Origin of the sequence: Campylobacter troglodytis, from assembly GCF_006864425.1 — a bacterium.
GTDB classification, from domain to species: domain Bacteria; phylum Campylobacterota; class Campylobacteria; order Campylobacterales; family Campylobacteraceae; genus Campylobacter_D; species Campylobacter_D troglodytis.
Genome location: NZ_QHLI01000005.1, coordinates 48,314 through 71,857, shown reverse-complemented (window position 1 = coordinate 71,857; position 23,544 = coordinate 48,314). Strand labels below are relative to the sequence as shown.

General features: G+C 37.3%; 21 protein-coding genes and 4 pseudogenes. 16 read left to right on the top strand and 9 right to left on the bottom strand.

Annotation, left to right across the window (positions count from 1 at the left end):
* Nucleotides 1–31 precede the first annotated feature (31 nt).
* The 6 genes from DMC01_RS02215 to DMC01_RS02190 form a co-directional block, all read right to left on the bottom strand.
* On the bottom strand, nucleotides 32–1,768 hold the full coding sequence (locus DMC01_RS02215; RefSeq protein ID WP_142692660.1) for a type I restriction-modification system subunit M: 1,737 nt from the start codon (nucleotides 1,766–1,768) through the stop codon (nucleotides 32–34).
* 556 nt (nucleotides 1,769–2,324) lie between these two features.
* Complete coding sequence (locus DMC01_RS02210; protein WP_142692659.1) at nucleotides 2,325–3,008, bottom strand: TenA family protein; 684 nt, start codon at nucleotides 3,006–3,008, stop codon at nucleotides 2,325–2,327.
* 42 nt (nucleotides 3,009–3,050) lie between these two features.
* Nucleotides 3,051–3,719, bottom strand: coding sequence for a thiaminase II (gene tenA, locus DMC01_RS02205; protein ID WP_142692658.1), 669 nt, complete (start codon nucleotides 3,717–3,719; stop codon nucleotides 3,051–3,053).
* A gap of 82 nt (nucleotides 3,720–3,801) precedes the next feature.
* On the bottom strand, nucleotides 3,802–5,157 hold the full coding sequence (locus DMC01_RS02200) for a hypothetical protein (protein WP_142692657.1): 1,356 nt from the start codon (nucleotides 5,155–5,157) through the stop codon (nucleotides 3,802–3,804).
* A complete protein-coding gene (locus DMC01_RS02195; RefSeq protein WP_142692656.1) occupies nucleotides 5,154–6,359 on the bottom strand; it encodes a sialidase family protein in 1,206 nt (401 codons plus the stop codon). Before DMC01_RS02195 ends, DMC01_RS02200 begins: the two co-directional genes overlap by 4 nt.
* A 73-nt stretch (nucleotides 6,360–6,432) precedes the next feature.
* Nucleotides 6,433–8,697, bottom strand: a complete 2,265-nt coding sequence (locus tag DMC01_RS02190; protein ID WP_185908608.1) for an LTA synthase family protein — start codon at nucleotides 8,695–8,697, stop codon at nucleotides 6,433–6,435.
* Nucleotides 8,698–8,850: 153 nt separating this feature from the next.
* Here DMC01_RS02190 and acpP point away from each other — a divergent pair, with 153 nt between their 5' ends.
* From acpP to DMC01_RS02125, 13 genes and pseudogenes are all read left to right on the top strand, one after another.
* Entirely contained in the window at nucleotides 8,851–9,087 is a 237-nt protein-coding gene (gene acpP / locus DMC01_RS02185; protein WP_142692654.1) for an acyl carrier protein, read from the top strand.
* 20 nt (nucleotides 9,088–9,107) lie between these two features.
* Entirely contained in the window at nucleotides 9,108–10,349 is a 1,242-nt protein-coding gene (locus tag DMC01_RS02180; RefSeq protein WP_142692653.1) for a beta-ketoacyl-ACP synthase II, read from the top strand.
* Nucleotides 10,350–11,288, top strand: a complete 939-nt coding sequence (locus DMC01_RS02175) for an acetyl-CoA carboxylase carboxyltransferase subunit alpha (RefSeq protein WP_142692652.1) — start codon at nucleotides 10,350–10,352, stop codon at nucleotides 11,286–11,288.
* Between the two features lie 170 nt (nucleotides 11,289–11,458).
* On the top strand, nucleotides 11,459–11,608 hold the full coding sequence (locus DMC01_RS13105) for a hypothetical protein (protein ID WP_185908606.1): 150 nt from the start codon (nucleotides 11,459–11,461) through the stop codon (nucleotides 11,606–11,608).
* A 3-nt stretch (nucleotides 11,609–11,611) separates the two neighbouring features.
* The gene (locus DMC01_RS02170) at nucleotides 11,612–12,100 is read left to right on the top strand and encodes a hypothetical protein (RefSeq protein WP_142692651.1); all 489 of its coding nucleotides are present in this window, start codon (nucleotides 11,612–11,614) and stop codon (nucleotides 12,098–12,100) included.
* 9 nt (nucleotides 12,101–12,109) lie between these two features.
* Nucleotides 12,110–12,868, top strand: a complete 759-nt coding sequence (locus tag DMC01_RS02165) for a hypothetical protein (RefSeq protein WP_142692650.1) — start codon at nucleotides 12,110–12,112, stop codon at nucleotides 12,866–12,868.
* 37 nt (nucleotides 12,869–12,905) lie between these two features.
* Nucleotides 12,906–13,741 (top strand): annotated as a pseudogene (locus DMC01_RS16145) (hypothetical protein).
* Nucleotides 13,742–13,966: 225 nt separating this feature from the next.
* Nucleotides 13,967–14,473 carry a hypothetical protein gene (locus DMC01_RS02150; protein WP_185908605.1) on the top strand — a complete coding sequence of 169 codons (507 nt, stop codon included), beginning with the start codon at nucleotides 13,967–13,969 and terminating at the stop codon, nucleotides 14,471–14,473.
* Between the two features lie 89 nt (nucleotides 14,474–14,562).
* Nucleotides 14,563–15,885 (top strand): Cj0814 family flagellar-dependent secreted protein, encoded by a 1,323-nt coding sequence (locus tag DMC01_RS02145; RefSeq protein ID WP_142692648.1) that lies wholly within the window; start codon nucleotides 14,563–14,565, stop codon nucleotides 15,883–15,885.
* Nucleotides 15,886–15,978: 93 nt separating this feature from the next.
* The gene (locus DMC01_RS02140) at nucleotides 15,979–16,587 is read left to right on the top strand and encodes a hypothetical protein (protein ID WP_142692647.1); all 609 of its coding nucleotides are present in this window, start codon (nucleotides 15,979–15,981) and stop codon (nucleotides 16,585–16,587) included.
* A gap of 65 nt (nucleotides 16,588–16,652) precedes the next feature.
* The gene (locus DMC01_RS02135; RefSeq protein WP_142692646.1) at nucleotides 16,653–16,958 is read left to right on the top strand and encodes a Cj0814 family flagellar-dependent secreted protein; all 306 of its coding nucleotides are present in this window, start codon (nucleotides 16,653–16,655) and stop codon (nucleotides 16,956–16,958) included.
* A gap of 56 nt (nucleotides 16,959–17,014) precedes the next feature.
* Entirely contained in the window at nucleotides 17,015–17,647 is a 633-nt protein-coding gene (locus DMC01_RS02130) for a hypothetical protein (protein ID WP_142692645.1), read from the top strand.
* Nucleotides 17,648–17,652: 5 nt separating this feature from the next.
* A pseudogene (locus tag DMC01_RS02125) lies at nucleotides 17,653–18,262 on the top strand (C39 family peptidase).
* A 256-nt stretch (nucleotides 18,263–18,518) separates the two neighbouring features.
* On the opposite strand, the pseudogene DMC01_RS02120 reads toward DMC01_RS02125, so the two are convergent.
* The 3 genes and pseudogenes from DMC01_RS02120 to DMC01_RS02110 all read right to left on the bottom strand — a co-directional run bounded on the left by DMC01_RS02120 (nucleotide 18,519) and on the right by DMC01_RS02110 (nucleotide 20,406).
* Nucleotides 18,519–19,296, bottom strand: a pseudogene (locus DMC01_RS02120) (IS1595 family transposase).
* A 517-nt stretch (nucleotides 19,297–19,813) separates the two neighbouring features.
* Complete coding sequence (locus DMC01_RS02115; RefSeq protein WP_142692643.1) at nucleotides 19,814–20,194, bottom strand: hypothetical protein; 381 nt, start codon at nucleotides 20,192–20,194, stop codon at nucleotides 19,814–19,816.
* 11 nt (nucleotides 20,195–20,205) lie between these two features.
* Nucleotides 20,206–20,406 carry a hypothetical protein gene (locus tag DMC01_RS02110; RefSeq protein ID WP_142692642.1) on the bottom strand — a complete coding sequence of 67 codons (201 nt, stop codon included), beginning with the start codon at nucleotides 20,404–20,406 and terminating at the stop codon, nucleotides 20,206–20,208.
* A 117-nt stretch (nucleotides 20,407–20,523) separates the two neighbouring features.
* On the opposite strand from DMC01_RS02110, the gene DMC01_RS15740 reads away from it, so the two are divergent.
* The 3 genes and pseudogenes from DMC01_RS15740 (at nucleotide 20,524) to DMC01_RS13095 (ending at nucleotide 22,856) form a co-directional block, all read left to right on the top strand.
* Complete coding sequence (locus DMC01_RS15740) at nucleotides 20,524–21,600, top strand: thiamine-phosphate kinase (protein ID WP_282432226.1); 1,077 nt, start codon at nucleotides 20,524–20,526, stop codon at nucleotides 21,598–21,600.
* A 933-nt stretch (nucleotides 21,601–22,533) separates the two neighbouring features.
* Nucleotides 22,534–22,620: pseudogene (locus DMC01_RS02100) on the top strand (IS1595 family transposase); the annotation flags it as partial.
* 92 nt (nucleotides 22,621–22,712) lie between these two features.
* A complete protein-coding gene (locus DMC01_RS13095; RefSeq protein WP_185908603.1) occupies nucleotides 22,713–22,856 on the top strand; it encodes a hypothetical protein in 144 nt (47 codons plus the stop codon).
* Nucleotides 22,857–23,544 lie beyond the last annotated feature (688 nt).

Here is a 23,544-nt window from a genome sequence, read left to right as displayed (position 1 = left end):
ATTTTATTGTAATGACAAATTTTGCATTTCATTACCTTTCTAACTCCGCTACGATTTTATCTATCTCTTTGCGTAGGGCGTTTTGTTTTGCTACAATGCTTACAATGTCGGCGTTTAGGGCTTTTATGTCGATGATTTCTTTTGTATCTCTTGCCTCGACATAGCTTGAAACGCTTAAATTCGCTTCGTTTGCTAGGATTTTAGCATTGTCTATTAAGGCACAAAGATGGGCGACATTTTCTCGCCTTTCATAAAGGCTTAAAATTTGATTTATGTTTTCATCGCTTAATTTGTTTTTGTTTGTGGCCTTGGTGAAAAACTCACTAGCGTTGATAAAAAGGGTTTTTGGCTCTTTTTTGTTCTTTTTAAGCACTATTATGCAAGTTGCGATGGTAGGACCAAAGAAAAGGTTTTCGGGTAGTTGTATAATGCAGTCTATAAAATTTTCTTTGATTAAATACTGCCTTATCTTAGCCTCCGCACCTGCTCTATAAAGTACGCCCGGAAATTCTACGATTGCCGCTGTGCCTTTCTCGCTTAGCCAAGCTAAAATGTGCATCACAAATGCCAAATCGCTTTTTGACTTTGGTGCTAGCACGCCAGCAGGGCTAAAACGAGAATCTCTCGCCAAAATAGCATTATCAGCACCCTCCCACTTCGTGGAGTAAGGGGGATTTGAGACTATTATGTCAAAGGGCTCACTTTGCCTGTGCCCTTCATCAGGCTCCATTAGCGTGTCGCCGTGTGCTATGAAAATCTTGTCGTAGTTGATGTGATGAAGTAGCATATTCATTCGGCAAAGATTGTAAGAGGTGAGATTTTTTTCCTGTCCGTAAAAGCCCTTGTTAATCTCTTGCTTTTTACTTTCAAAGACCTTGCCCACTTGCAAAAGTAGCGAACCAGAGCCACAAGCTGGGTCGTAAGCTTTGTTTATCTCATCTTGTCCGCTTGAAGCTATTAGAGCAAGCAAGCGGCTTACTTCTTGAGGCGTGAAATACTCGCCCCCGCTTTTGCCAGCATTACTTGCATACATACGCATTAAATACTCATACGCATCGCCAAATAAATCAATCTTGCCATCCTTTATGTCGCCAAAATCAAGCTTAGCTATGGCAAAAAGCACTTCGGCTAGCTTTTTGTTTCGCACTAGTGTGGTAGCACCTAGGGCTTTGTCGTTGAAGTTAAAATCCTCAAAAAGCGATTTGAAATTCGCCTCGCTTGGAGAATCTGTGGCACTTGCTTCTATGTTTAAAAAGATCTTTTTTAAGGCTTCGTTTAACTCTTGCTCGGCAAAGGTAGAATCTGCCTTGATTTTGGCTATGAGATTACTAAAAAGCTCGCTTGGGGCTATGAAGTAGCCTTTGATTTTAACAAGCTGGGCTTTGGCGTTAAGAGCAGCTGCATCGCTCATTTTGGTGTAGTCAAAGTCGCTTTGGCTTGTGGCGTTGCTTGTGTCGCTTGTGGCTGGGCTTGTGTTGCTTGTGTTGCTTGTGTTGCTTGTGTTGCTTGTGTTGCTTGTGTTGCTTGTGTTGCTTGTGTTGCTTGTGTTGCTTGTGTTGCTTGTGTTGCTTGCGGCGTGGCTTTTGTTTGCATTGTTTGCCTTGTTTTCCTCTGCGTTAATGTAGTTTGTAAGGTCCTCGCTAATGAAGCGGTAAAAAAGCGTGATTAAGACATAAGCCTTAAAATCCCAGCCATCAACACTTCCACGCAGTTTGTCCGCTATGCTCCAAATGGTTTTATGAAGCTCATTTCTTTGCTTTTCTCTCATTGAAATCCTTTTTAGGGCTTTTTTGCTTTTTTTACTTGAATTTTAACTTAGTTTTGATTGACATTTTGTATTTTTGTTTTAAAATTCAACTTTTTCTTCGTTTGAATTTTGTCGCATTTTTGCTTAAAAATTCAAGCATAAATTTAACAAAATTTTAAACTTAAATGATAAAAATTTCAATTTTAACAAGCCCTTGTTCTTGCTTAATAAATGATTAATGGGTTATTTTTGAGTCATTTGTTGTGTTTATAGCAAATACCTAAAAATATGGTTTTGTTAATTAAAATCCGCTACTTGATACCTTGCTTACTAAGATAAAAAAGGCTTTTTGCAAAAGGGTTAAAACTAAGATCTTGCTTTTTAACTTGTTTAAGGCATTAAAATTTAGAATTTTTTGATACAAGAGGCTTTAAATTTAAAGTTGTTTAAAAATAGCTTTTAAAGGGTTTTAAAAGGCTGTGAATTCTTTGCAAATTTACAAAAAATTCACAAGATATATTAAAAGAAGTTGCTAAATTTACTAAGCTATAAATTTAGCAAGCTTTGCAATGAAACACTACAAGTCCATTTGAAGTGTAAGTCCTTGTTGCCAAAAATTACATTCTAAGCGAGTAACTGTGTAAAAAATATCGCTTAGTTTTTGAAACTTAGCCTCGCTGATACTGTCTGTATAGCTATTTACGAAATTTTCAAACTCCGTTCCCAAGGGAGCTAAAACCTCATCGCTATAGGTTCTAATCCACTGCTCGTAGGGGTGATTTTTAAGCCCAGCTTCTCCAAGCCTTGCATAAATTTCTCGCCCTATGTGGCAGTAGCCAGAAGCACAAGAGCTTAAAGCCACGAGGGTATCAAGGAAATCCCCACTGCTTGCGACATTTATCATATAGCAGGTGTAGGCTATGTTGGCTATGCTTTCCTTTCTTATTTCAAGCTTGCTAGCCTCCTTTGAATCAGTCTCGCCTAAGATACTTCTATGCAAGACGTGCTCTCCATCCACAACAGAAGTTGCGATTTGCTGATACTTTGTCGCAAAGGCGATTTCACGGGCATTTGAGGCACTGTTTGCAAGTAGCCCACACACCCTGCCGTAATGCAGCAAATACATATAATCTTGCTTTAAATAAAAGGCAAAATTTTCCTTTGGCAAGCTGCCTTTTTCAATCTGCTTTACAAAATCGTGATGCAAGTAAGCATCCCAAATTTCAGCATTTTCCTTAACTAATCTATCAAAAAGTTGCATTTTTTATCCTTAATTTAAATTTAAATCTTGCATGAAAGCATTTTACAAATCAAGCTTCATATCAAGTCCGTGTTGCCAAAAGGCACATTCAAGGCGAGTAACAGTGTGAAAAATGTCGCTCATCTTCTTAAACTTAGCCTCATTTATAATTGGTGCATAGCCATCTATAAACTCCTCATAGCTTGTGCACTCAGCTTGAAAATTAGCCTCTGAATAGGTGCGAATCCACTGCTCGTAAGGATGATCCTTAAGCCCAGCCTCTCCAAGCCTATCATAAATCTCTTTTCCAATGACTCCATATCCTAAAAAGCAACTACAAAGGGCTGCTAGCATATCGACATAATCCCCACTGTTTGCCACATCTAACATATAGCGGGTATAGGCTAAATTCACAAGGCTTTCATCGCGAACGCCTAATTTATCAGCATTTATGCCAAGTTCTAAGATGCTTCTGTGAAGTTCTAGCTCTCCGTCCATAATGTAGTTTTGACACTTCATAGCAAGGCGAAGTTCCTTTGCGTTGGAGGCATTGTTGGCAAGTAAGGCATAGCATCTTGCATAATTATGCAAGTATATATAATCTTGCTTTAAGTAAAAGAGGAAATTCTCCCTTGGCAAGCTGCCCTTTTCAAGCTCCTTAACAAACTTATGATGCACATAAGCATCCCAAATTTCAGCGTTTTCTTCAATTAGTCTTTGAAAGATTTTCACTGTTTATCCTTTCTTTAAAATTGGTAATTGAAATTATACCGTAAAAAGTGATCTGTTAATACAAAAAAAAAAAAAACAAATTTTATTTAAAAAGCCTAGCACAGCACATTTTAAGGCTCATAATAAGGCTAAAAAGCCATAAATATGGACAAATGAGAGTTGTTAGCATACTTTGTTCTACGCCAAGCACAAAGGGCAAGAGTGAGCTTAGAGCTAAGATTGCACAGAGCTTGCTTGTGGCATAAAGTGAGATTAAAAGTGCGAAAACTAGAACTATCTTATTAAACTCGTGCAAGAGTAAGTCGCTTAAATAAGGCTGAGTAAGGGCATTTAGGGTGTAAAAATCATAAGGGATTAAATCCAAATTTCCTAAAAAAATGATACTTCCATAAACAAGTAAAAACACAAAGGAAAGGGGGCTTATGCTTAAATTTGCAAACTTTTCCAAAGGCGTTAGGGATTTGAAATCCTTGCAAAGTGCTGAATTTAAAAAATCTTTTGCAAGGGTTTTTAAAACAAAAAAGTCCATTAACAGCACACAGATCACACTTGGAGCGTCAAAAAATGAATACATTAGTGTAGCTAGATTAAATCCTTGATAAAAAGGCACAAGGCAAAGTGCTGTAAAAATGAGCGTTAGGGTGTATTTGAGTTTTAAGTTTTGTGAATTTTTTATAGATTTTACTTCGCCTAAAGGCTCGTAACGTATTTTTGCTACGCAAAAACCGCTATGCCCCAGCCGCCACGACTTGCTTTCGCAAGTCTCGCAATGACAACTTTGCTGTGAATTTTGGGCTTGAAATTCAGCATTTTGTGAATTTTCGTTTTGGAATTTGCCTTTAAATTCAAGGCTTTGTGAATTTTTTATGGATTTTACTTTACATAAGAGCTTGTATAAGATTTTTGCTACGCAAAAACCGCTATGCCCCAGCCGCCACGACTTGCTTTCGCAAGTCTCGCAATGACGATTTTGCTGTGAATTTTGGGCTTGAAATTCAGCCTTGCTTGAAGTGCTTTCTTTAAATTCAACGCCTTGTGAAGTTTCCTCTCTGATCAGCTCTTTAAATTCAGCATTTTGTGAATTTTCGTTTTGGAATTTGCCTTTAAATTCAAGGCTTTGTGAATTTTTTATGGATTTTACTTCGCCTAACGGCTCGTCCGACATTTTTGCTAGGTAAAAACCGCTATGCCCCAGCCGCCACGACTTGCTTTCGCAAGTCTTGCTATGACGGTGTTGGTGTGAATTTTTGGCTTGAAATTCAGCCTTGCTTGAATTTTCTTTTTTCAATTCAGTGATTTTTGAATTTTCGCCCTTGAATTTAACCTTTTTTTCATTTACAAAGCCAAATTCTGTGAATTTTTTATCTGCGAAAAGCCTAATTAAACCCCCAAAAAGCCACAAAAAGCCCCCAAAAAGCAAAAAGGCACATAGTATCATTTCTCATCCCTTTTTGCATCAATAGCCTCTTGTATGGCTTTGACGCTTAAAATCTGCGTTTTAATCACCTTTCTATCAAGGGTGTAGCTTATGAAAATCCTATCATTTGGCATTTTTTCGCTATTTGAAAGGGACAAAATCGTAGGATAACTCACCTCAGCCCCCTCATCAAGGGTAAAAAGCTTGACAAATTCGCCTTTTGTCTCATCTTTTAGCCAAAAAAGGCTAAGTTTAGAGCGTGGATTTTCCTTAGCTCCGTCATTATGCACGAGCAAAACCTCACTTTTTTTGAAGTCCCAGTCCTTATAATCCACAAAAATCAACCCCAAAACGCTTGAACTATCATAGCTTTTAAGATTTGTCTTTATAGGCTCTTGCCACGAAGTCCCTCTGCCACCGCAATGCTGCAAAAAGGCTGCATTTTCATAAGATTTGTGATTTCTAAAAAAGGCAAGGCAGATTGCACCTCCTACATTGTGAGCCAAAAGGCTTGGTTGAAGCTGATTTTTAAGGGTGTTTATGCGTTTTGTAAAAAGCAAATTTGCATCTTCGTCAAAAAATCCCAAGAGTGCGTATTTATGAGCTAACTCGTGGTAAAGTGGCAAGATAAAGCCCCCCTCATCAAGCACAATGGCAGGCGTTCGCACAAGATGAGAAAAATTCAAAAAAGCACCAAGTTTCAACTCGCCCTTAAATTCAGGCTTTAAATTCTTATCAAATTCAAGCTGATAAACCTTGCTCGTAGCCCAGCCTCCAAGGCTAACGCCCACGACAAAAAAATGCACCCTGCCATTTATGTCCTCAAAGGCAAGAGGGTTTCCTAGCTTTTTGATAAATTTTCCGCTCATTTTTGAAAGCGTTTTTGCATCCAAAATGCTTTGAGCCTTGCTCCACTCGTTGTTTTGCGCGTCATAAAAACTTTGATAAATCTTAACATCAGCTGCACCCTCGCGACTTCCTGCAAAGAAAAGTGCCATTACACCGCGTTTTGTTTGCACCAAGCTGCTTGAATGCAAGGTGTTTTCAGGTGCAATTATTAAAGCACTTAAAGGCTCAAAGTCAGCCCCACTTTCTGCTCCATAAGCTTCCATAAGGGCTTTACTATCATAGAAATGAGCTTTTTCAGCCTTTTTATATGTCCCAAAGCCTAGCAAAAACAAGGCTGATAAAACAAATAATACAAAAAGCGTGAATTTTTTCAAAATTTTTCCTTGATGATTTTTGCGTGAATTTTTAAATAGGCAAGCTTTAAGTTTAATTTTATAAGCTAAGATCCTAATCCTTAATCACATAGCCCTTGTTTATAATCCACCAGCTGAGAGCTCTTGCCCTTTGAAGCTGATCAAACATAGCCCTTGCAAGGACCTCATCCTTTGTGCCTTGCTCTTTAAATTCAATGTTGTTGTTTTGCACTTTGGCATCTTCATTTTTTAAACTAGCATTTTTACTTGGCTCAAATTCAAGCTCTTTATCTTTAAAATTTTGAACCGTTGCGTTTTGAAATTCAGTGCCTACTTGAATTTTAGCCTTTTGGCTTTTAAATTCAGTAGCACTTCCTTGAATTTTCACCTTATCAAAATACTCTATTGTTTGCCCATCATAAATAAAATCCTCATTTGCCACCGCGTTAAAGCCTAGGGCGAAGCGGTTTTTAATCCCATTATTTTCATAAAAGCTTTTATTTATGACAAGGGCATTTTTATCTGCATTTAAGGGCAAAGGGCTTGAATTTTTACCGCTCTTTGAAGATGGCAAAGCCTTGTTTAAGGTTAATAAAGGCTCCTTTGTTTCGTCATTGCTTAAAAGCGGCTCGCCAAAGCTAAGATATTTATATGAATTTGAAGCGACAAGCCCCACGATAGTGGGGCTTATGTCTATGTGAGAGCCTATTTTTGAAAGCACAAAGGGCCTTAAAATGGGCGAATAAATAATTAAAGGCACATCTCCTCTAGCCTTGTGAAAAAAAGATGTCCCTTTGTGATCCCCTGTGATGACAAAAAGGCTATTTGGCAAGGCTTTAGACACTTCTCGCACAAAATGAGCTAGCATTTTATCTTGATAAATTATATGAGAAAAGATCTTTTCGTTAAGCTCTTTTTGGGGAATTTGGGGGTGTTTTTTGATGAAGGCTTTGATTTTTGCATAATCTACTCCGAATTTTTCAACCGGAGCATCATAAGGTGGGTGATTTGAAGTAGTCATTATCATAGCAAAGCTCTTTGTGTCTTTGTTTGTGATGGTATAATCTTTGATAAATTCAAACAAATAATGATCAAATGCTCCCCAAGAGTTTTCAAAAGGTGCTTCAAAGCCTTTTTCTTTGGCAAATTTTATTATCTCAGCACCTGCTTTTATTTCATCAAAGCCCTGTGATTTAGTGTAGCTGTCTATTTTATACCAGGTGCTTGAGCCTCCGTAAAAAAAGCTAGTTTTAAAGCCCAAATCCTTAAAGATAAAGCCTGGCGACATCTCAAAAATAGGGCTTTTGCCTACACTTAAGCTTAAAGGAATGCCTGTGTGGTAAAGTCCGCTTATTTGCACATCAAGGCTATCTATGGTGCGAGTGCCATTTTGCAAGAAAATATCTGCCTTAAATGCGTTTTTTTCATTTATCAAGGCTTTTAATTCTTTTGTAAGTTCTATTTCATCGAATTCCTCATCAAAATGCCAACTACTTAAACTTTCAGCTATTATATAAAAAATGTGCCTAATTTCTATCTCATTAGGATTTGAAACCTCTTTTTGCAAGAGTTTTCTTAGATCAAACTCACTCTCGCCTTTGTTTTCAAGATTAAAAAAAGCCCTTGTAGCAGCAAGTGGGGCTTCATTTGTGAAGTCTTTAAAGCTTGATTTTGCGATTTTTGCGTAGCTTCTATACACATAAAGCAGATCTCGAAAGCCTCCGTGCGTGATCTTGCGTAAAAAGGCATTTGACACAGGCACGATTTCCTTGCTTAAAGATATGCCTTTAAGCCCTATTGTTCCATTTATGCTAAACAAACAGCAAAGCACAAAGCCTATGAAAATAACAATGCGAAATTTTTTGCCTTGAGTTTTATTCATTTTTGCGTAAAAAAGCGCGAAAAATGCGTAAAATGCAAAGCTTATTAAAAGCCAGATCAAAACCTTGCTTGTAAAGTTAAAATCCCCACCAAGTGCGGTGTCTAAAATCGCCTTTTTATCATCAAAAACAAGCCCTAAAAGCGTGGAGTTAAAGACATCTGCATAAATCTTATAAAAGCCTATGTTTGCAATGCCTACAAAGGCGGTAATTAAAATAACCAAAAGGGCGTAAAGCTTGATGAGTGCTTGTTTTGAGATGAAATTTAACACAAAGAAAATTACGCTCAAAACACCTATGATTTGTCCGTCATAGCGAAGAAAATTCAAAGCAAAATGTGCAAATTCTGCCAAGCTTACGCCCCTTATTTCGCTAATAAAATGAGCGATAAAAATGCTTCTTAAAACAAGGCTTAAAACAAATAAAAGCCCCATAAAAACAAGGCTTTGAAGCACTACTATTTTAAATGTTTTTTGCATTATACTTCCTAAATAAAAAGCAAAATTGTAACATAAATTAAGCATCCTAAGCACACTTTGCTAAATTTTAGGTAAAAAACAAACAAAGATAAACCAAAATTTAAATTTTTTATTGTAGAATTACACTTACTTAAAAATTTCTAAGGAGAAAAAATGGCAACCTTTGATGATGTAAAGGCAGTCGTTGTCGAACAGTTAAGTGTTGATGCGGATTCTGTAAAGCTAGAGTCCAAAATCATCGAGGATTTAGGTGCTGATTCACTTGATGTGGTCGAGCTGATAATGGCTTTGGAGGAGAAATTTGACATCGAAATCCCAGACACAGACGCTGAAAAGCTCATTAAAATTGAAGATGTCGTTAAATACATAGAAAATCTTCCCAAAAAATAGCTCTTTGCAAGGATAAAACTTTGAAAAGAGTTGTGGTTACGGGCATAGGAATGATAAATGCCCTAGGACTAGACAAGGAAAGCTCTTTTAAGGCTCTTTGTGCTGGTGAATGCGGGGTTGATAAGATTACTCTTTTTGATGTTAGCGATTTTCCGGTGCAAATTGCTGCTGAGGTGAAGGGCTTTGATCCTTTGAGCGTGGTTAGCGATGCAAAGGAAGTAAAAAAGATAGACCGTTTCATTCAGCTTGGAATAAAGGCTGCAAAAGATGCTATGCAAGATGCAAATTTTGGCGAAACACTCGACAAAGAGGACTTTGGGGTTATCTCAGCTGCTGGCATAGGCGGTTTGCCAAACATAGAAAAAAACTCCGTAACTTGCTTTGACAAGGGCGTTCGCCGTATAAGCCCCTTCTTTGTGCCATCGGCACTTGTGAATATGCTTGGAGGCATAGTTGCCATTGATTTGGGCTTAAAGGGTCCAAATTTAGCCTGTGTAACGGCTTGTGCGGCTGGAACTCACGCTGTGTGCGAGGCTTACAAGAGCATAGCCCTTGGAAATGCTAGCAAAATGCTTGTGGTGGGGGCTGAATCTACCATTTGTCCTGTCGGCATTGGAGGCTTTGCCGCTATGAAAGCACTTTCTACACGCAACGATGAGCCAAAACACGCTTCACGTCCCTTTGATAAAGAGCGAGACGGCTTTGTGATGGGCGAGGGCGCTGGTGCTTTAATCTTTGAAAGCTACGAGGATGCTATAAAGCGTGGAGCTAGAATATACGCTGAACTCATAGGCTTTGGAGAAAGTGCAGACGCACACCACATAACCGCTCCAACCCTTGATGGACCGCTTCGTGCTATGAAAAAAGCCTTGCAAATGGCAAGTAGCTCTCAAAGCCTAGCAAGAAACCCCCTAAAAATCGACTACATAAACGCCCACGGCACTTCTACACCTGCAAATGACAAGAACGAAACCGCTGCGATAAAAGCACTTTTTGGCTCTGCTGTGCCTTTGGTAAGCTCGACAAAGGGGCAAATAGGACACTGCTTGGGCGGTGCAGGTGCGATAGAAGCGGTGATTTGCCTAATGGCTTTGCGTGATGGCACTGTGCCACCGACTATCAATCAGCTTGTAAAGGACGAGGAATGCGACTTAGACTATGTCGCAAACGAGGCTCGCAAGGTGAATTTAAATGTAGTGATGAGCAACAGCTTTGGCTTTGGCGGCACAAACGGCTCGATAATTTTTAAAAAAGTAGAGTAAATGGCTTCTTATTTGGACTTTGAAAAGCATATTGAGCAAATTGATGAGGACATCATCAACGCTCAAATCAAAGGCGACAAGGACGCTGTGGCGATTTTGAAAAAAAATCTCGCCAAAGAGATTAAAAAGGTTTATTCAAATTTAAGCGATTATGAACGCTTGCAATTAGCACGCCATCCTGACCGCCCTTACGCACTTGATTTTATCCAGCATTTATTAAGCGATGCTTATGAAATTCACGGCGATCGCACTTTTAGAGATGACCCCAGCATTGTGTGCTTTGCGGGCTATCTTGGAGGCAAAAAGCTCATAGTAATAGGCGAGCAAAAGGGACGCGGCACAAAGGATAAAATCGCACGAAATTTTGGTATGCCTCACCCTGAGGGCTACCGCAAGGCTTTGCGTGTGGCAAGGCTTGCTGAAAAATTTGAAATCCCCGTGCTTTTTCTCATCGACACACCAGGAGCTTACCCAGGACTAGGCGCTGAGGAAAGGGGGCAAAGCGAGGCAATAGCCGTGAATTTATACGAGTTATCCACGCTTAAAACGCCTACCATAGCTGTGGTTATCGGCGAGGGAGGCTCTGGGGGGGCTTTGGCCATAGGCGTTGCGGACAAGCTAGCTATGATGAAAAACTCCGTTTTTTCTGTCATCTCTCCTGAGGGCTGTGCGGCTATACTTTGGAACGATCCTGCAAAAAGCGAACAAGCCGCAAAGGCTATGAAAATCACAGCTGATGACTTAAAGGCACAAGGGCTTATCGATGATGTCATAGCTGAGCCCATAAACGGAGCTCATCGCGACAAGGACACAGCCTTTGCAAATGTGGCAGAGTATGTTAGCAAGATGCTTGAAGAGCTTCAAAGCTTAGACACAAAGGAACTTGTCGCAAAGAGGGTGCAAAAGATTTTAAATTTGGGTGCTTTTAAAGAAGTGTAGTGAAAGCGGTTTTAGGACAAATTTAACTCAAATTCACGCCAAATTAAGCCCTTAAATTCACTTGATATAAAAGCATAAAAAAATGATAAATTTTGTCGATTTTGTCTTAACTTTAAGCAATTTTATGTTAAAACTGCAAGGTATTTACTTTTAACAATTAATGAGTAAAAATGTTACGAACATTTTTCAAACTAGCTCTTGTAAGTGCTTTAACAGTAAGCCTTTCTTTGGCTGATGATTTTCTTGCCAAAGTAAGTAATGGTGCTTTGAGTGATAAATCAGCTGGCGTTAAAAAACTTACACTTGATGAAGCAAGTTAGGTTGTGGGCGGGTATTTAGTTGGGTTTGCAGACCTTGGGGCAAGAGAAGCAGCCGTGTATGCTGTGCCTAGAATCAATGCAATAGATTATGGCATAGACTATGGTAGTGAAATCACTTATGATAGGTATGGAAATTTTGTGCCTGAAAAAAGTGGGATTTGCTCGGCTGGTGTTACGCATTGTTATATGTTTAAGGACACTAGAACGCAATATCAACAAAATGTCATAAGATTGAGAGAGCTAATGAATATTGTCGGCGACCCGATTACGACTTATTTGGCTTATACAACAAAAATAAATATCATTCAAACGAGAACGGGTGCAAAACAATTTGTTTTTAGTTATGGAGTTGGTATGGTTGATGCTGCTTCTGGTGCATTTAGCAGGTTACCTTCAACATACTTACAAACAAATTTTGTCGCAAAAGATTTAGCTAAAAATTACAAGAGTTTTCTTGAAAGATATTTAATGTATCAATATGGTGGAAAGTAGGGTAAAATTATGACTAGTTCTATAAATTCTAATTCATTAAATTTCGCTAGCTTTACAGCTGTAAAGCCTAGCGATAAGGTAGAACAATCTAGTAACGAAACCGTGCAAAATGATTTCAGTTGGAAATACGGCACAGCGTGGGAAGATGTGAGTGATGATGAGCTAAAAAGCATTATTGAGAGAATGAATAACGCTTTTAAATCCATTTTAAGCGAGTATGACAAGCTCACAAAGGAAATGCCTGTGCGTGAAAATTCGATTTATCAGCAGCTCAAAAACGGCACGGCTGATACGGCTTTGATAAATGAAATCAACAAATTCAAAAACAAAAATGTCATCTCGCAGTTTGGTGGCATAGGCGTTGGTAGCCTTTTGGATAAGGATATAGAAAGTATTTACCGAACTGCTACGAATGCCGATGAATTTAAGGCTAGCTGGCTTGCGCTCAAAGAAAAGCGTTCAAATGAAGTCATTAGTAGCGTGCTTAAAAACGGCTTTGGCGCAAGTGGTGTAATCTTTTCAAATGATGATATAAAGGCGTTAGAAGAGCGATTTGCGAGCGAAAATTTGGCGCGAAAAAACGCCCAAAATGCTGAAAATTCAGCTCAAAACTTGGATAAAAAAGAAAATGAAAAAATTGTCATTCAGCTCAGTAAAGCCTACGAAAACACAAGCATTAGTAATCTACAACAACTTTTTCATCAACAAAGCGTTGATAAGTTAAAGCTTATGTTTGGCTTTTTAAGCAAAGTTGATACGAAAATATGAGTAAAAGTTTTTGCTTTTGAAACGCTTTTTACTCGTTATGCCTTTGTTTTTCTACACTCAACTTTTCGCCTCAGATGCCATTACCATAGACTCGCTTTTCAAAAAGCAAATAGGCTTGCGAAGTATCACAAGCCTTTCGTTTTTAAGCACAGGCAATGCAAATTCATACAATCTTTACCCAAATATCAGCATTAGCGGAGATCCGACTATATAAAACGATACAAAGCAACTCTCGCTTAATCAAACGCTCATCTACACGCTCACTTCGCGCCTCGATATACTCGTAGCCTTTGGCGGTTCGTTTGCTCGTAAAGAATACACAAATTTTCTTACCAACGCATACAGCCACGACAATGATATAAGTTTTAATTCTTTATGGCTTGGCTTCATCTACACAGGTGCGAGTTTTGCGGATTTTGTGCCACAAACTTCGTTGCAAAGCTCTATCATCTCACGCGAAAAGGTGTCGATGAGTTGAAAACTTTTTTCGTTAATTCTTACTCTTTACAAACAAGCCTACGCGGATATAGCGACTCTGTGGTGTATTCGTTTTATATGGGCTTTTCTTATAACCTTGATAGGAAGTTTGAATTTATGAAGATCCGCTATGGCAACAGCTTTTATGTGGGTGGGGATTTGTCCATAGTGTTAAGCCCCAAAATCACGCTTGATTTAGGTGCAGAGCAAAGACTACAAAGCCCACAAAGGATAAACGGCGAGCAAAACTCTGAATTTCGCTCTATACCTACTTTGAGCGTTGGCTCGACTTACAGCATAAATGCTGATACAGCACTATCTGCTAGTGCAAGTTTTGGTGGTAGCTCAGCCTCGCCTGATGCGGTGTTTGGGCTTAGTTTGTGGAAAAAGTTTTAGCCTTGAAATTTTGAGTTGTTAAAATGATATTTTAGCCTTGCGAAATTTGGATTTGTAAAGATATTTAGTGTGAATTTTATCGCCACAATGTGAAATTTTGCAAATTTTGTGTGGATTTTGGTAAAAAATTCACAAAAATTTAAAATTTTAGACAAATTTTATCTTACATTTTAGAATTTTATGTTAAAACTGCAAAGTTATTTAAATTTTTAAGGGAGTAAAAAAATGTTACGAACATTTTTCAAACTAGCTCTTGTAAGTGCTTTAACAGCAAGCGTTTCTTTGGCTGATGATTTTCTTGCCAAAGTAAGTAATGGTGCTTTGAGTGATAACTCAGCTGGCGTTAAAAAACTTACACTTGATGAAGCAAGTCAGGTTGTGGGCGGTGCTTTTCAGTCAGTTGGGGATTGTTTTGATACCTTTTGTCTTAGCTTTGCTGTGAGTAACACAATCACGGGAACTCACTATAAGGATTTTAGGGCAATCATCACAGATGAAGAACCATATAACACAAGAAAACATATAGGCTTTATGTCTCAAAAAATTTGGGCGACTTCGCAATTGGGTAAGCGTTATAGCTATTTTACTTATGCGGCTATCGTTATGGATAGGGCTACGGGGAAAATGTGGAAAGAGTCAAATCTCTTTCTTAACAATAACGGCATAGTGAAAGAATTAAGTTGGAGATACAAAAATTCTTTTGATAAATCTTTGGGCGGACTAAACCCTTAAAAATGCAAATCTCGCTCATTTTTGGGCGAGATTCTTATATTTTTTCTCAATTTGTCGATATTTGACGAAATGTTGTACGGAGGCTAAAAATGCTTAATTCTATAAATTCTCACTCAAATTATACATACACGAATACAAATTTTTCAAGTCCAAAAGCAAATTCACAAAACACGGCAAATTTAAACGTTACAAATTCTAGCCAAAATTCAACTTTTGTCCAAGATAAAAGTAATGCAGTGCGCGAAGTGCTAGGATACGGCGTGGATAAAGATGGGTATTTTACGAGCGATTTTAACGAAGCAGTGGGGCTTGACAAGGACTATAAAATTTACGCCAAAAGTATAGAAAATTTAGCCCAAGAACTCAGCAAAAACAAGAATTTTAGTAGTGTTAATTTAGTCCAAACGCTTAAAAACGCCTACACACTTTTCGCACAGCTTGTGCCAAACGCGTCAAACTATGACAAAGAACAAATCGCGCAAATTCCGCTCGGCTTTGAGTATGATAAAAAATCGTTTCAAATCACGCAAATTTACACAAGCCAAAATGAGCTTTTAAAGGCTATGCAGGCAAATGATAGCTACAAAAGCCCTACACAGACTTCACTTGCGTTTTCAAATTTGGCTGGGGACTTTACCAAAAGGGCTGATGATATTTTTAGCATAGGTGGGGCAGATTTAGGCAAGAATGCGTACGAGCTAGAAAATGGCGAGATAACAAAAGGCGGGCTTTTTATGGCGTTTGCTAACGCGCAGTTAAGACAAAACGGCAACGGCTATGTAATCGCTGGCGATACCACGATAGGCGGCAAGTTGCTGGGCTTTGATAAGAATTTAAGTAAAGAAATCATTAAGGATTTAAACGAATTTGTGAGCGCTAATGCCTTTTTAAATTCAAGCGGAAATACGCAAGAAAAATTTGCGAGAATGATGAAAGTGCTTGATTTGTTCTATGCTGATTTGAGCGTAGATGAATTTAAATCGCAGTGGGCTGGGCTAGTAAGTGGCACGGCGAAGATTGATGAGAGCGAATTAAAATCCTTTGGGGAGATTATCGAAAATTTTATGAAAGAAAACGGCATTCAAGGCAGTGCAAATTCAGCAAGCAAAACGAGTACAAACAGCACGGCAAGCAAAAACACAAACACCACTGAAAATTCACAAAACGAACAAAGTGTGGCAAAAACGCATTCCCCTATACAAGCCAAAAGCGAAATTTTTAAGGATATGGATTTATCTCGCCTACAAAATGTCCTTAAAAATCAACATAAATTTGATTTAATCAACATTTTATTTGGCATAAATTCAAGTAGTGGTTTTAGTAACTCAAATGGCAAGGATTTAAATACAAATTTGATGAACTTAAATTTAAGTCAAATCAAGCCTTTAAGCAAAGTCGATATAAAAGCCTAAAAAATGATAATTTTTGTCGATTTTGTCTTAACTTTAAGCAATTTTATGTTAAAACTGCAAGGTATTTACTTTTAACAATTAAGAAGTAAAAAAATGTTACGAACATTTTTCAAACTAGCTCTTGTAAGTGCTTTAACAGTAAGCGTTTCTTTGGCTGATGATTTTCTTGCCAAAGTAAGTAAAGGTGCTTTGAGTGATAACTCAGCTGGCGTTAAAAAATTGACACTTGATGAGGCAAAGCAAGTTGTGGGCGGCTACGAAGCATATTTTGTAGAGTTGAGAAACACTTCTCTTTGGAATGTGTCCATAATGGAAGTAGGTGCAATAGCTCTTTTAAGTGATAATGAGCTATTGTATAAAGGGGTTTGTAATTTGGGTGTTGCCACTTGCACAACTAAAAATGCCTATGGACAAACAACTGCCACTTATTCAGCAAGCACGCGTTATAAAGAGTTAGTTTCTGTGGCTGACCCTGCCAAAAATCAATTTTTGGCATTTAGTGTAACACAAACTTATAGCACAGCAAACCCTTATCGTCCTACCATTACGCATACCGTAACTAATATGGTATTGGGTGTAACAAGTTCAGGCACTGTTTATAAAGTTCGCTCAAATACCTTCTATAACAAAATAGTCAATGAGATGCGTTTTGCGTATGAAAAAACCATAAAAAATTATCTCGCTACTAAACTGATGAGATAAAAAGTAGGTTTTCCCCTTGACTCTTTAATTAAGGGACAAAAAATTATTTTCAAGGGTAGGAAAATATGATAAATTTCAACACAAACTCATTTAACCCACTTGCAAATTTAAAAGTGAGCGTGAAAAATACAGAAAATAAAAATATAAATTCAAGCACAACTTCAGCAAACTCAAACGAAGTTTTAGGATATAAAGTCGATAAAGATGGCTATTTTACCGATGAATTCAACAAAGCAGCGGGAATTCCAAGCGATTACAAAATACATTCTAGCACTATGCAGCAAATGATAGAGCAAGCCACGAGCTACAAGCCCTTTGGCATACCTTTACGCACGAACATAGACATAGCCCAAACCATAGGCAATGCCTAAAAATCTTTTCTCAGCTCACAAATAAGAGCGCAAAAAGCTCATTTAGCACGGACGAGTTGCAAAACTTGCCTTTCATCTATCAATATAACACAAGCACACTTGAAGTCGGCAAAACGCTGTCTTTTGACGAGGCAAAAAGCGACAACGCCATAAATTCACTGCTCGCCGAAGAAAGTGGCGTAACGCAAACGAGAAATGCGTTTTTAGACGGCTTTTTTGACAATGAAATCGGCGTTATCCGCAACAAAAATGAAATGGCAAAATACACAAACGAAAATGGCGAGATAAACACAGGCGGGCTTTTGGTGGCACTTGTGAATGCAAACGCCACGCTTATCGAAAGCGAGACGACTATAATGGGCAAAATGCTGGGCGCTGATAGGCACACGGACACGAGTGCGTTAAGTAAGTGGTTCAGACAAAGCGAACTACAAAATGTCATCGTTTTTGGCGACAAAGACTTTATGCAGTTGCTTGCAGGCACGGATTTAGATGAGTTTAAAACGCAGTATAAAGCCTATCAAAACAAGAAAATGCAAGAAAGGGCGAGTGAAAAAAGCGGTGTGGGCTTTGATGATGGGTTAGAACAAGCGCGAAAACAGCTTGAACTGCTTTTTGCCACACATTTTGACAATCAAAAAGAAGTAAAAAAAGCACAAGAAACGCAAAAAGTGGATATAAAAGCCTAAAATCAATGAAACGCTTATACATTTTAGCTTTAACAGCCCTTTTCCCCCTAACGCTTTGGGCTGAATTTGCGGTTAAATCCTACCAAGAGCTTAAAAATAAAGATATTGTTAGACAAAATTATGAGCAATCTTGCGGTGCAGCGAGCCTTGCCACGCTTTTAAATATGATAGATATGCAAAAATTTAGCGAACTTGAAATCCTGCAAGCGATGAGCGAAAAAGAGCTACGCACTGATATGGCGAGCCTTGCGGACTTGATAGCCGTGCTTGATAAGCTGGGCTATGAAAGCAGTGCGTATCAAATCACGCGTCAAAGCCTTGACAAACTGCTTGACATACCTTTGCTTGTAAAGATAGAGGACGACCCACGCTTTCCACACTTCGTCATCATCATCAACAGCGAAGGGGGTTTCTTGCAAGTGTTTGATCCAAGTTCGGGTAGATACCTAAGCTCAAAACGGCAATTTTTCAGTATATGGGACAAGCACAAAAAAGGCGGTTTTGCACTCATAGTTTTACCCAAAAATGAACTGCAAAAAAAACGCTTTGCAAATACCTGAAAAACAAATGCCAGGTAGTTTGCATTTTGAAATTACGCCGTTTAGATTATTTTAAGGGAATTTGCTACTGCTTTGCTCGCTTGCAATGAGTATTTGACTACCCCCCACCCAACTAGTTGCAAGGCGTAGCCGAAGCAAAACCTATCCGCACAGCAGGGGACTTTGTCGCTAATGTAAAGCCCACTTGCAAGACAAGGTGCTTAAAGGGTTATAATCTCGCAAGGCAAGGGGCTTTTGGATTGACAGAGTTTTCACGTTTTCACAATTATAAAATTGCCTGAATTCTTGTGAATTTTAAAATAAAAATTGGCTCAAGATACTTTAACAGGATTTTCTCTTATCAACTTTAATAAATTTTGATAAAGATTTTGTCCTAAATTTTTAGTATTATATCTAAATTCTGTTTCCTTTAAGTGAAGGATAAAATTTTCTTTCTTAATTCCACGAAATTTAGCAAGTGTCAACTTTGCAAAGCCCTAGAAATTCTCTATGCCGTTTATGTGGTTTCATCCCTTTGCAAACTAGTTTTTAGAGTGCTTTACCCTATAATGAGCCTTTGCTCCTTCTTGCAAAGTTGCAAGACAAAACGAAGCAAAAAATCCATCAAGCCATCATAGGCTTTGAAGCCATCGCTGTAAATTTCACTTTCTGCCAACTCTGAAAATTCCTTTATTGTGGACTGCAATTCTTTGGCAGAGCAAGTGTTTGTGCGTATAAACGTAGCCGTTTCGCTTTAGCATTCCAAACACAGGTGTCATCAGCCCCACACCCCCTTTTTCCACGAACACGCTTTGCACCTTCTGCTTACAGTTGCGAGTGTAACGAAGCAAAAAATAATTCTCATCAACTTCGATTTTACCATTCATTTTAGAAATTTTTTCACACTCTTTGGCTATAAAAATGCGAATTTCACTCAAAATTCTATTCACACAAGCAGGAGTTATTTTGCAAATTTCTGCGATTTTTTTAGCCTCTAAATCAAGGCTTCCCCAAAAGTTGCAAGAGGCTTAACGAAGCAAAAACATACTTCCAAATTCCTTAAATTTCTTTTGAGACAATTCGAGAATGTATCATATACTTGTTTTTCATTTTGCTCTACATACTTTAAAATGGTATTGTCTCAAATTCAAGCATCTTGAGCCTTTCCTTAAATGAAGAATAAAATTGTCAGCCCTTAAATTTAAAAGCTCTAAATCGTGCAAGGTTTTATAAATTTACAAGTTAAGCTTAGGTGATTTTGTGAGTGTGCAAATTTGTAGGAGGATACCTTATAGCTTTTGGAGGCTTTTTTAAAGATAAAATAAATACTTGAATTTACCGTATTTTACTCGCTAAGATTATTCTTTTTTGTAAAGACAAAAGCTAAAAATACCTCAAAGCTTGTTTAAATTATATTTGGATAAATTTGCAAATAGATTATTTTTTGCTTGTTTTTCATAGGCTCTAAGCCAAAAACCCTTTGATTGAAGTGTAATTAAACCCTTTATATTTAGAAGGATCTTGTATTAAATTCAAAGATCTTAATCCTTTCTTAAAAAGATTAAGGCTTTTTTAAGCCCTTAAGATTTTACAAAAATTAAAGGCTTAAAATGAATTGCTAGATTTATTAAACAGTCTTTGAAAGGCTTTCAAGCATCTTTTCAAGTGCCTTTTGAATTTGCTTGTTTATCTCTTGGGCTTGGCCGTTAAGCTGCATGATTTGAGCCAATAAGGAACTTCTTTGAGTAGGATCACTTTGCCCTTGAAGCTCAGCTTGAAGCTTTTCAAGTTGTTGATAAATTTGTTGTAAGCGCTTATAAAGTGCTGCCATACCTACATCATCTTGTCCGCTACTACTTTCTTGTGAATCTTGGGCTTGTTTTGCTTGTTCGCTTGTTTCTTGGGACAAATTTTTGATATTTACCTTAGGATCTTGTTCTTGCTTGTTATCCTCTTTTTTTAAATTTTCTTGGATAAAAATAGGTGTTAGATTGCTTGAAATTTGCATTTTTTCTCCTTTTAATACCTACAAAGTCCCCAATACTTGCAAGCAAATTGCTGGTTAAAGGATTGATTTGGTGTTTGACAAGCCTTATAATGCCAAGAAGGATACGCAGCACAACCTACATATCTTCTATCCTCTATCTCTTCGCCCTTAACTTGCTCATTTGCAAGAGTAGCTGTGGCAAAGAAAGCAATTAAAACGAAGAAACATTTCATAGCCTTACTCCTATTAAATTTTGATTTAATATCGACATATTTTTGAAAAATTATACTATAAATTCAAGCTTAATGTTAAGTTTTTTTAAATTTAGCAATTTAGGCTAAAATTTCTTTATGGATAAAGAAAATTTAATTATAAAGCCTTTTTTAAACGAGCTTAACGGTGATGACGGGGCTGTGCTTAAAATGCTTGGTAAATGGTGTTTTAGCAAGGATTTGTTTTTTGAGGATGTGCATTTTAAAAGGGGGTGGCTAAGTTATGAGCAAATTGCCACAAAGTCCTTGCTTGTAAATATCTCAGATGCCATAGTTATGAATGCTGTGCCAAAATACGCACTGCTTGGGCTTGCCTTGCCAAAAGATCTTTCAAATTCTGATATAAAAGCACTTCAAAGAGGCTTTTTAAAAACTGCTAGGGATTTTAAGATTAAAATCATAGGTGGAGATACCATAAGTGCTGATAAAATCGCTCTTAGCATTACTTTAATAAGCAAGATAAGAAAGAAAGCAATTTACCGCAAAGGCTTGAAAAAAGGCGATCTACTAGCTTTTACAGGTAGCTTGGGGGAGAGTTTAAGGGGGCTTAAAATTTTACAAGAATACGAAAATTCACAAGATAATATAAATTCAAAGGATTTAAGGCTTGATGCTTTACAAGATAATGAAAATAGCTTGAATTCAAAGGCTTTGAGCCTTGAAAATTTGCAAGATGATATGAGCTTAAAGGATTTAAATAGTAAAAATTCACAAGCTAGCTTGAATTTAAAAAAAATTCAAGCAAAAATAAGCTCAAATATAGATCTAAAAGATAAAAAAAATTCACAAAATCCCACCAAACTACCGCCAACTCACCGCTTCATAAGGCCAAGTTTAAGAGCTGAGTTTTTTTACAAGATAGCTTCAAAAGTGAGTTGTGCTATGGATCTTTCTGATGGTTTAGGACAGGATTTAGCTAGGATGCTTAGCTTAAATAAGCTTGGCGTAAAATGGCTTGTGAATTTAAGCGAGGATGAGCTAAATAGCGGCGAGGAATATGAGATCTTATTTGCCTTTGCACCAAAACACAAAGAGTTTATTCTTCAAAATGCTAAAAAATTTGACATAAGGCTTACTATTTTTGGCAAGGCAAAGCCCATCAAAAAACAAGAGGATAAATATAAATTCAAGGGCAAAAGCTGGCATTTTGAGTAGGGCTTGTTAAGCTTTTTGTGTTAAGTGCTTTTGACAAAAAGGCTAAGAAAAATGACTGTGATAAAATCTTAAGTGCAATAAAACAGTTTTAAAGCTAACTTCACAAATAACATTAAACGAAAAAATCAAGCACTGAGCTGAGAGAAGCACAAAGTGAGGATCTTGAGACAGTAGATGAGTTTAATGATGAGTGTATGAACGCAAAAGCACTAAAAATTTGACATTAGGTTTAAAAACTCTTAGGATCAAGATACTTTAATGGTATTTTTTCTTATCAATTTTAATAAATTTTGATGAGAATTTTGCCCTAAATTTTTCGTGCTATATTTAAATTTTATTTCCTTTAAATGAGGCATAAAATTTTTAGCCATTAAATTTGGTAAGTCTAAACTTTTCAAACTTCTACTACGCAGTTACAAGACGCGTAGCAAAAAAAATCACAGTTTCATTTATGTATTTCTTAGTTAAACTCATTTTTAGAATGCTTAACAGGATCTTGTCTCCTTCTACTACGCAGTTACAATAGTATGAAGCAAAAAATACTTCAAAATTCTTTAAATTATATATGCGAAATTTGGAAACAAACCTTGTTTTGCATAGGCTGTAACTTAAAATCCCTTTGGTTTAAGTTTAATTGAGCCTATACTTAATTTTTCATTTTGTTATCCATAGCTTAAAATAAACTTGTATAAAATAAAGACGATTGATACTTTTAGCTGATATAATTACAGCCCAAAGCTTGGTAAAATCGATCTTAGTATATATTTTTGCCCTACATTTGAAAGCGTAAATTTAGGCAAATTTTGGAGTGTTTTTGTGCTGATATTTGTGTGAGCAAAATCGCCCTCTTTGCAAGGTTTCTAGTCCTTGTGTGAATAGGATAGTGCAGCAAGCTTTTAACCCTTAAAAAGTGCGCAAAAATCAGCAAGATGAGTGGTTGAAGTTGGTGAAAGTTATTTTGGTGCAAGACGTGTGCGTGGAAAGCGTGGGCGTAGGGCTGGAAAAAAGACACCTGTGTTTTTACTTCGTTACCCCTCTTGTCCCTCTGCGAGAAGGAATGCTAAAACGCTAGGCTAGCGTCTATACACTCAAACACTTACTCTGCCAAAGAGTTGCTGCCTATTATAAAGGACTTTTCAGAGCTTAAAGAAAGTGAAATTTACAGCGATAAGCTTAAAGCCTACGGTGCCTTGGTGGATTTTTTGCTTCGTTTCGTCTTGCAACTGCGTAGTAGAAGGAGCAAAGTTACAGAGTAAAGCACTCCAAAAATGAGTTCGCAAATGAACGAAGCCATATCAATGAAGTTGTGAATTTCTGAGGACCTTACAAAGGCTAGATTAAGTCAGTTTCACGGCATTAAAAAGGAATTTTTCTTTTTACGCATTTGAAGGAAATTGAATTTAGACACAATGTCAAGGTTAAAAACGAAAATTTGTATAAAATTTCGTTAAAATGGCTTAGGAAAAATCCTAGGTCATTTTAGCTAAAAGTATCAATCGCCTTTAAATGAGGTATAAAATTTTCAGCCATTAAATTTGGCAAGTCTAAACTTTTCAAACTTCTACTATGCAGTCAAGACGCGTAGCAAAAAAATTCACAGTTTCATTTATGTGTTTCTTAGCTAAACTCATTTTTAGAATGCTTAACAGGATCTTGTCTCCTTCTACTACGCAGTTACAAGAGTATGAAGCAAAAAATACTTCAAAATTCTTTAAATTATATATGCGAAATTTGGAAACAAACCTTGTTTTTCATAGGCTGTAACTTAAAATTCCTTTGGTTTAAGTTTAATTGAGCCTATACTTAATTTTTCATTTTGTTATCCATAGCTTAAAATGAACTTGTATAGAATTAAAATATCTTGAGCCTATATTTTTTAAAAAGTTCTATTTAGTATTAAGCCTTTGAGTTAGTCTAAAATTTAAGCTTTTTAGTAGCACAGCA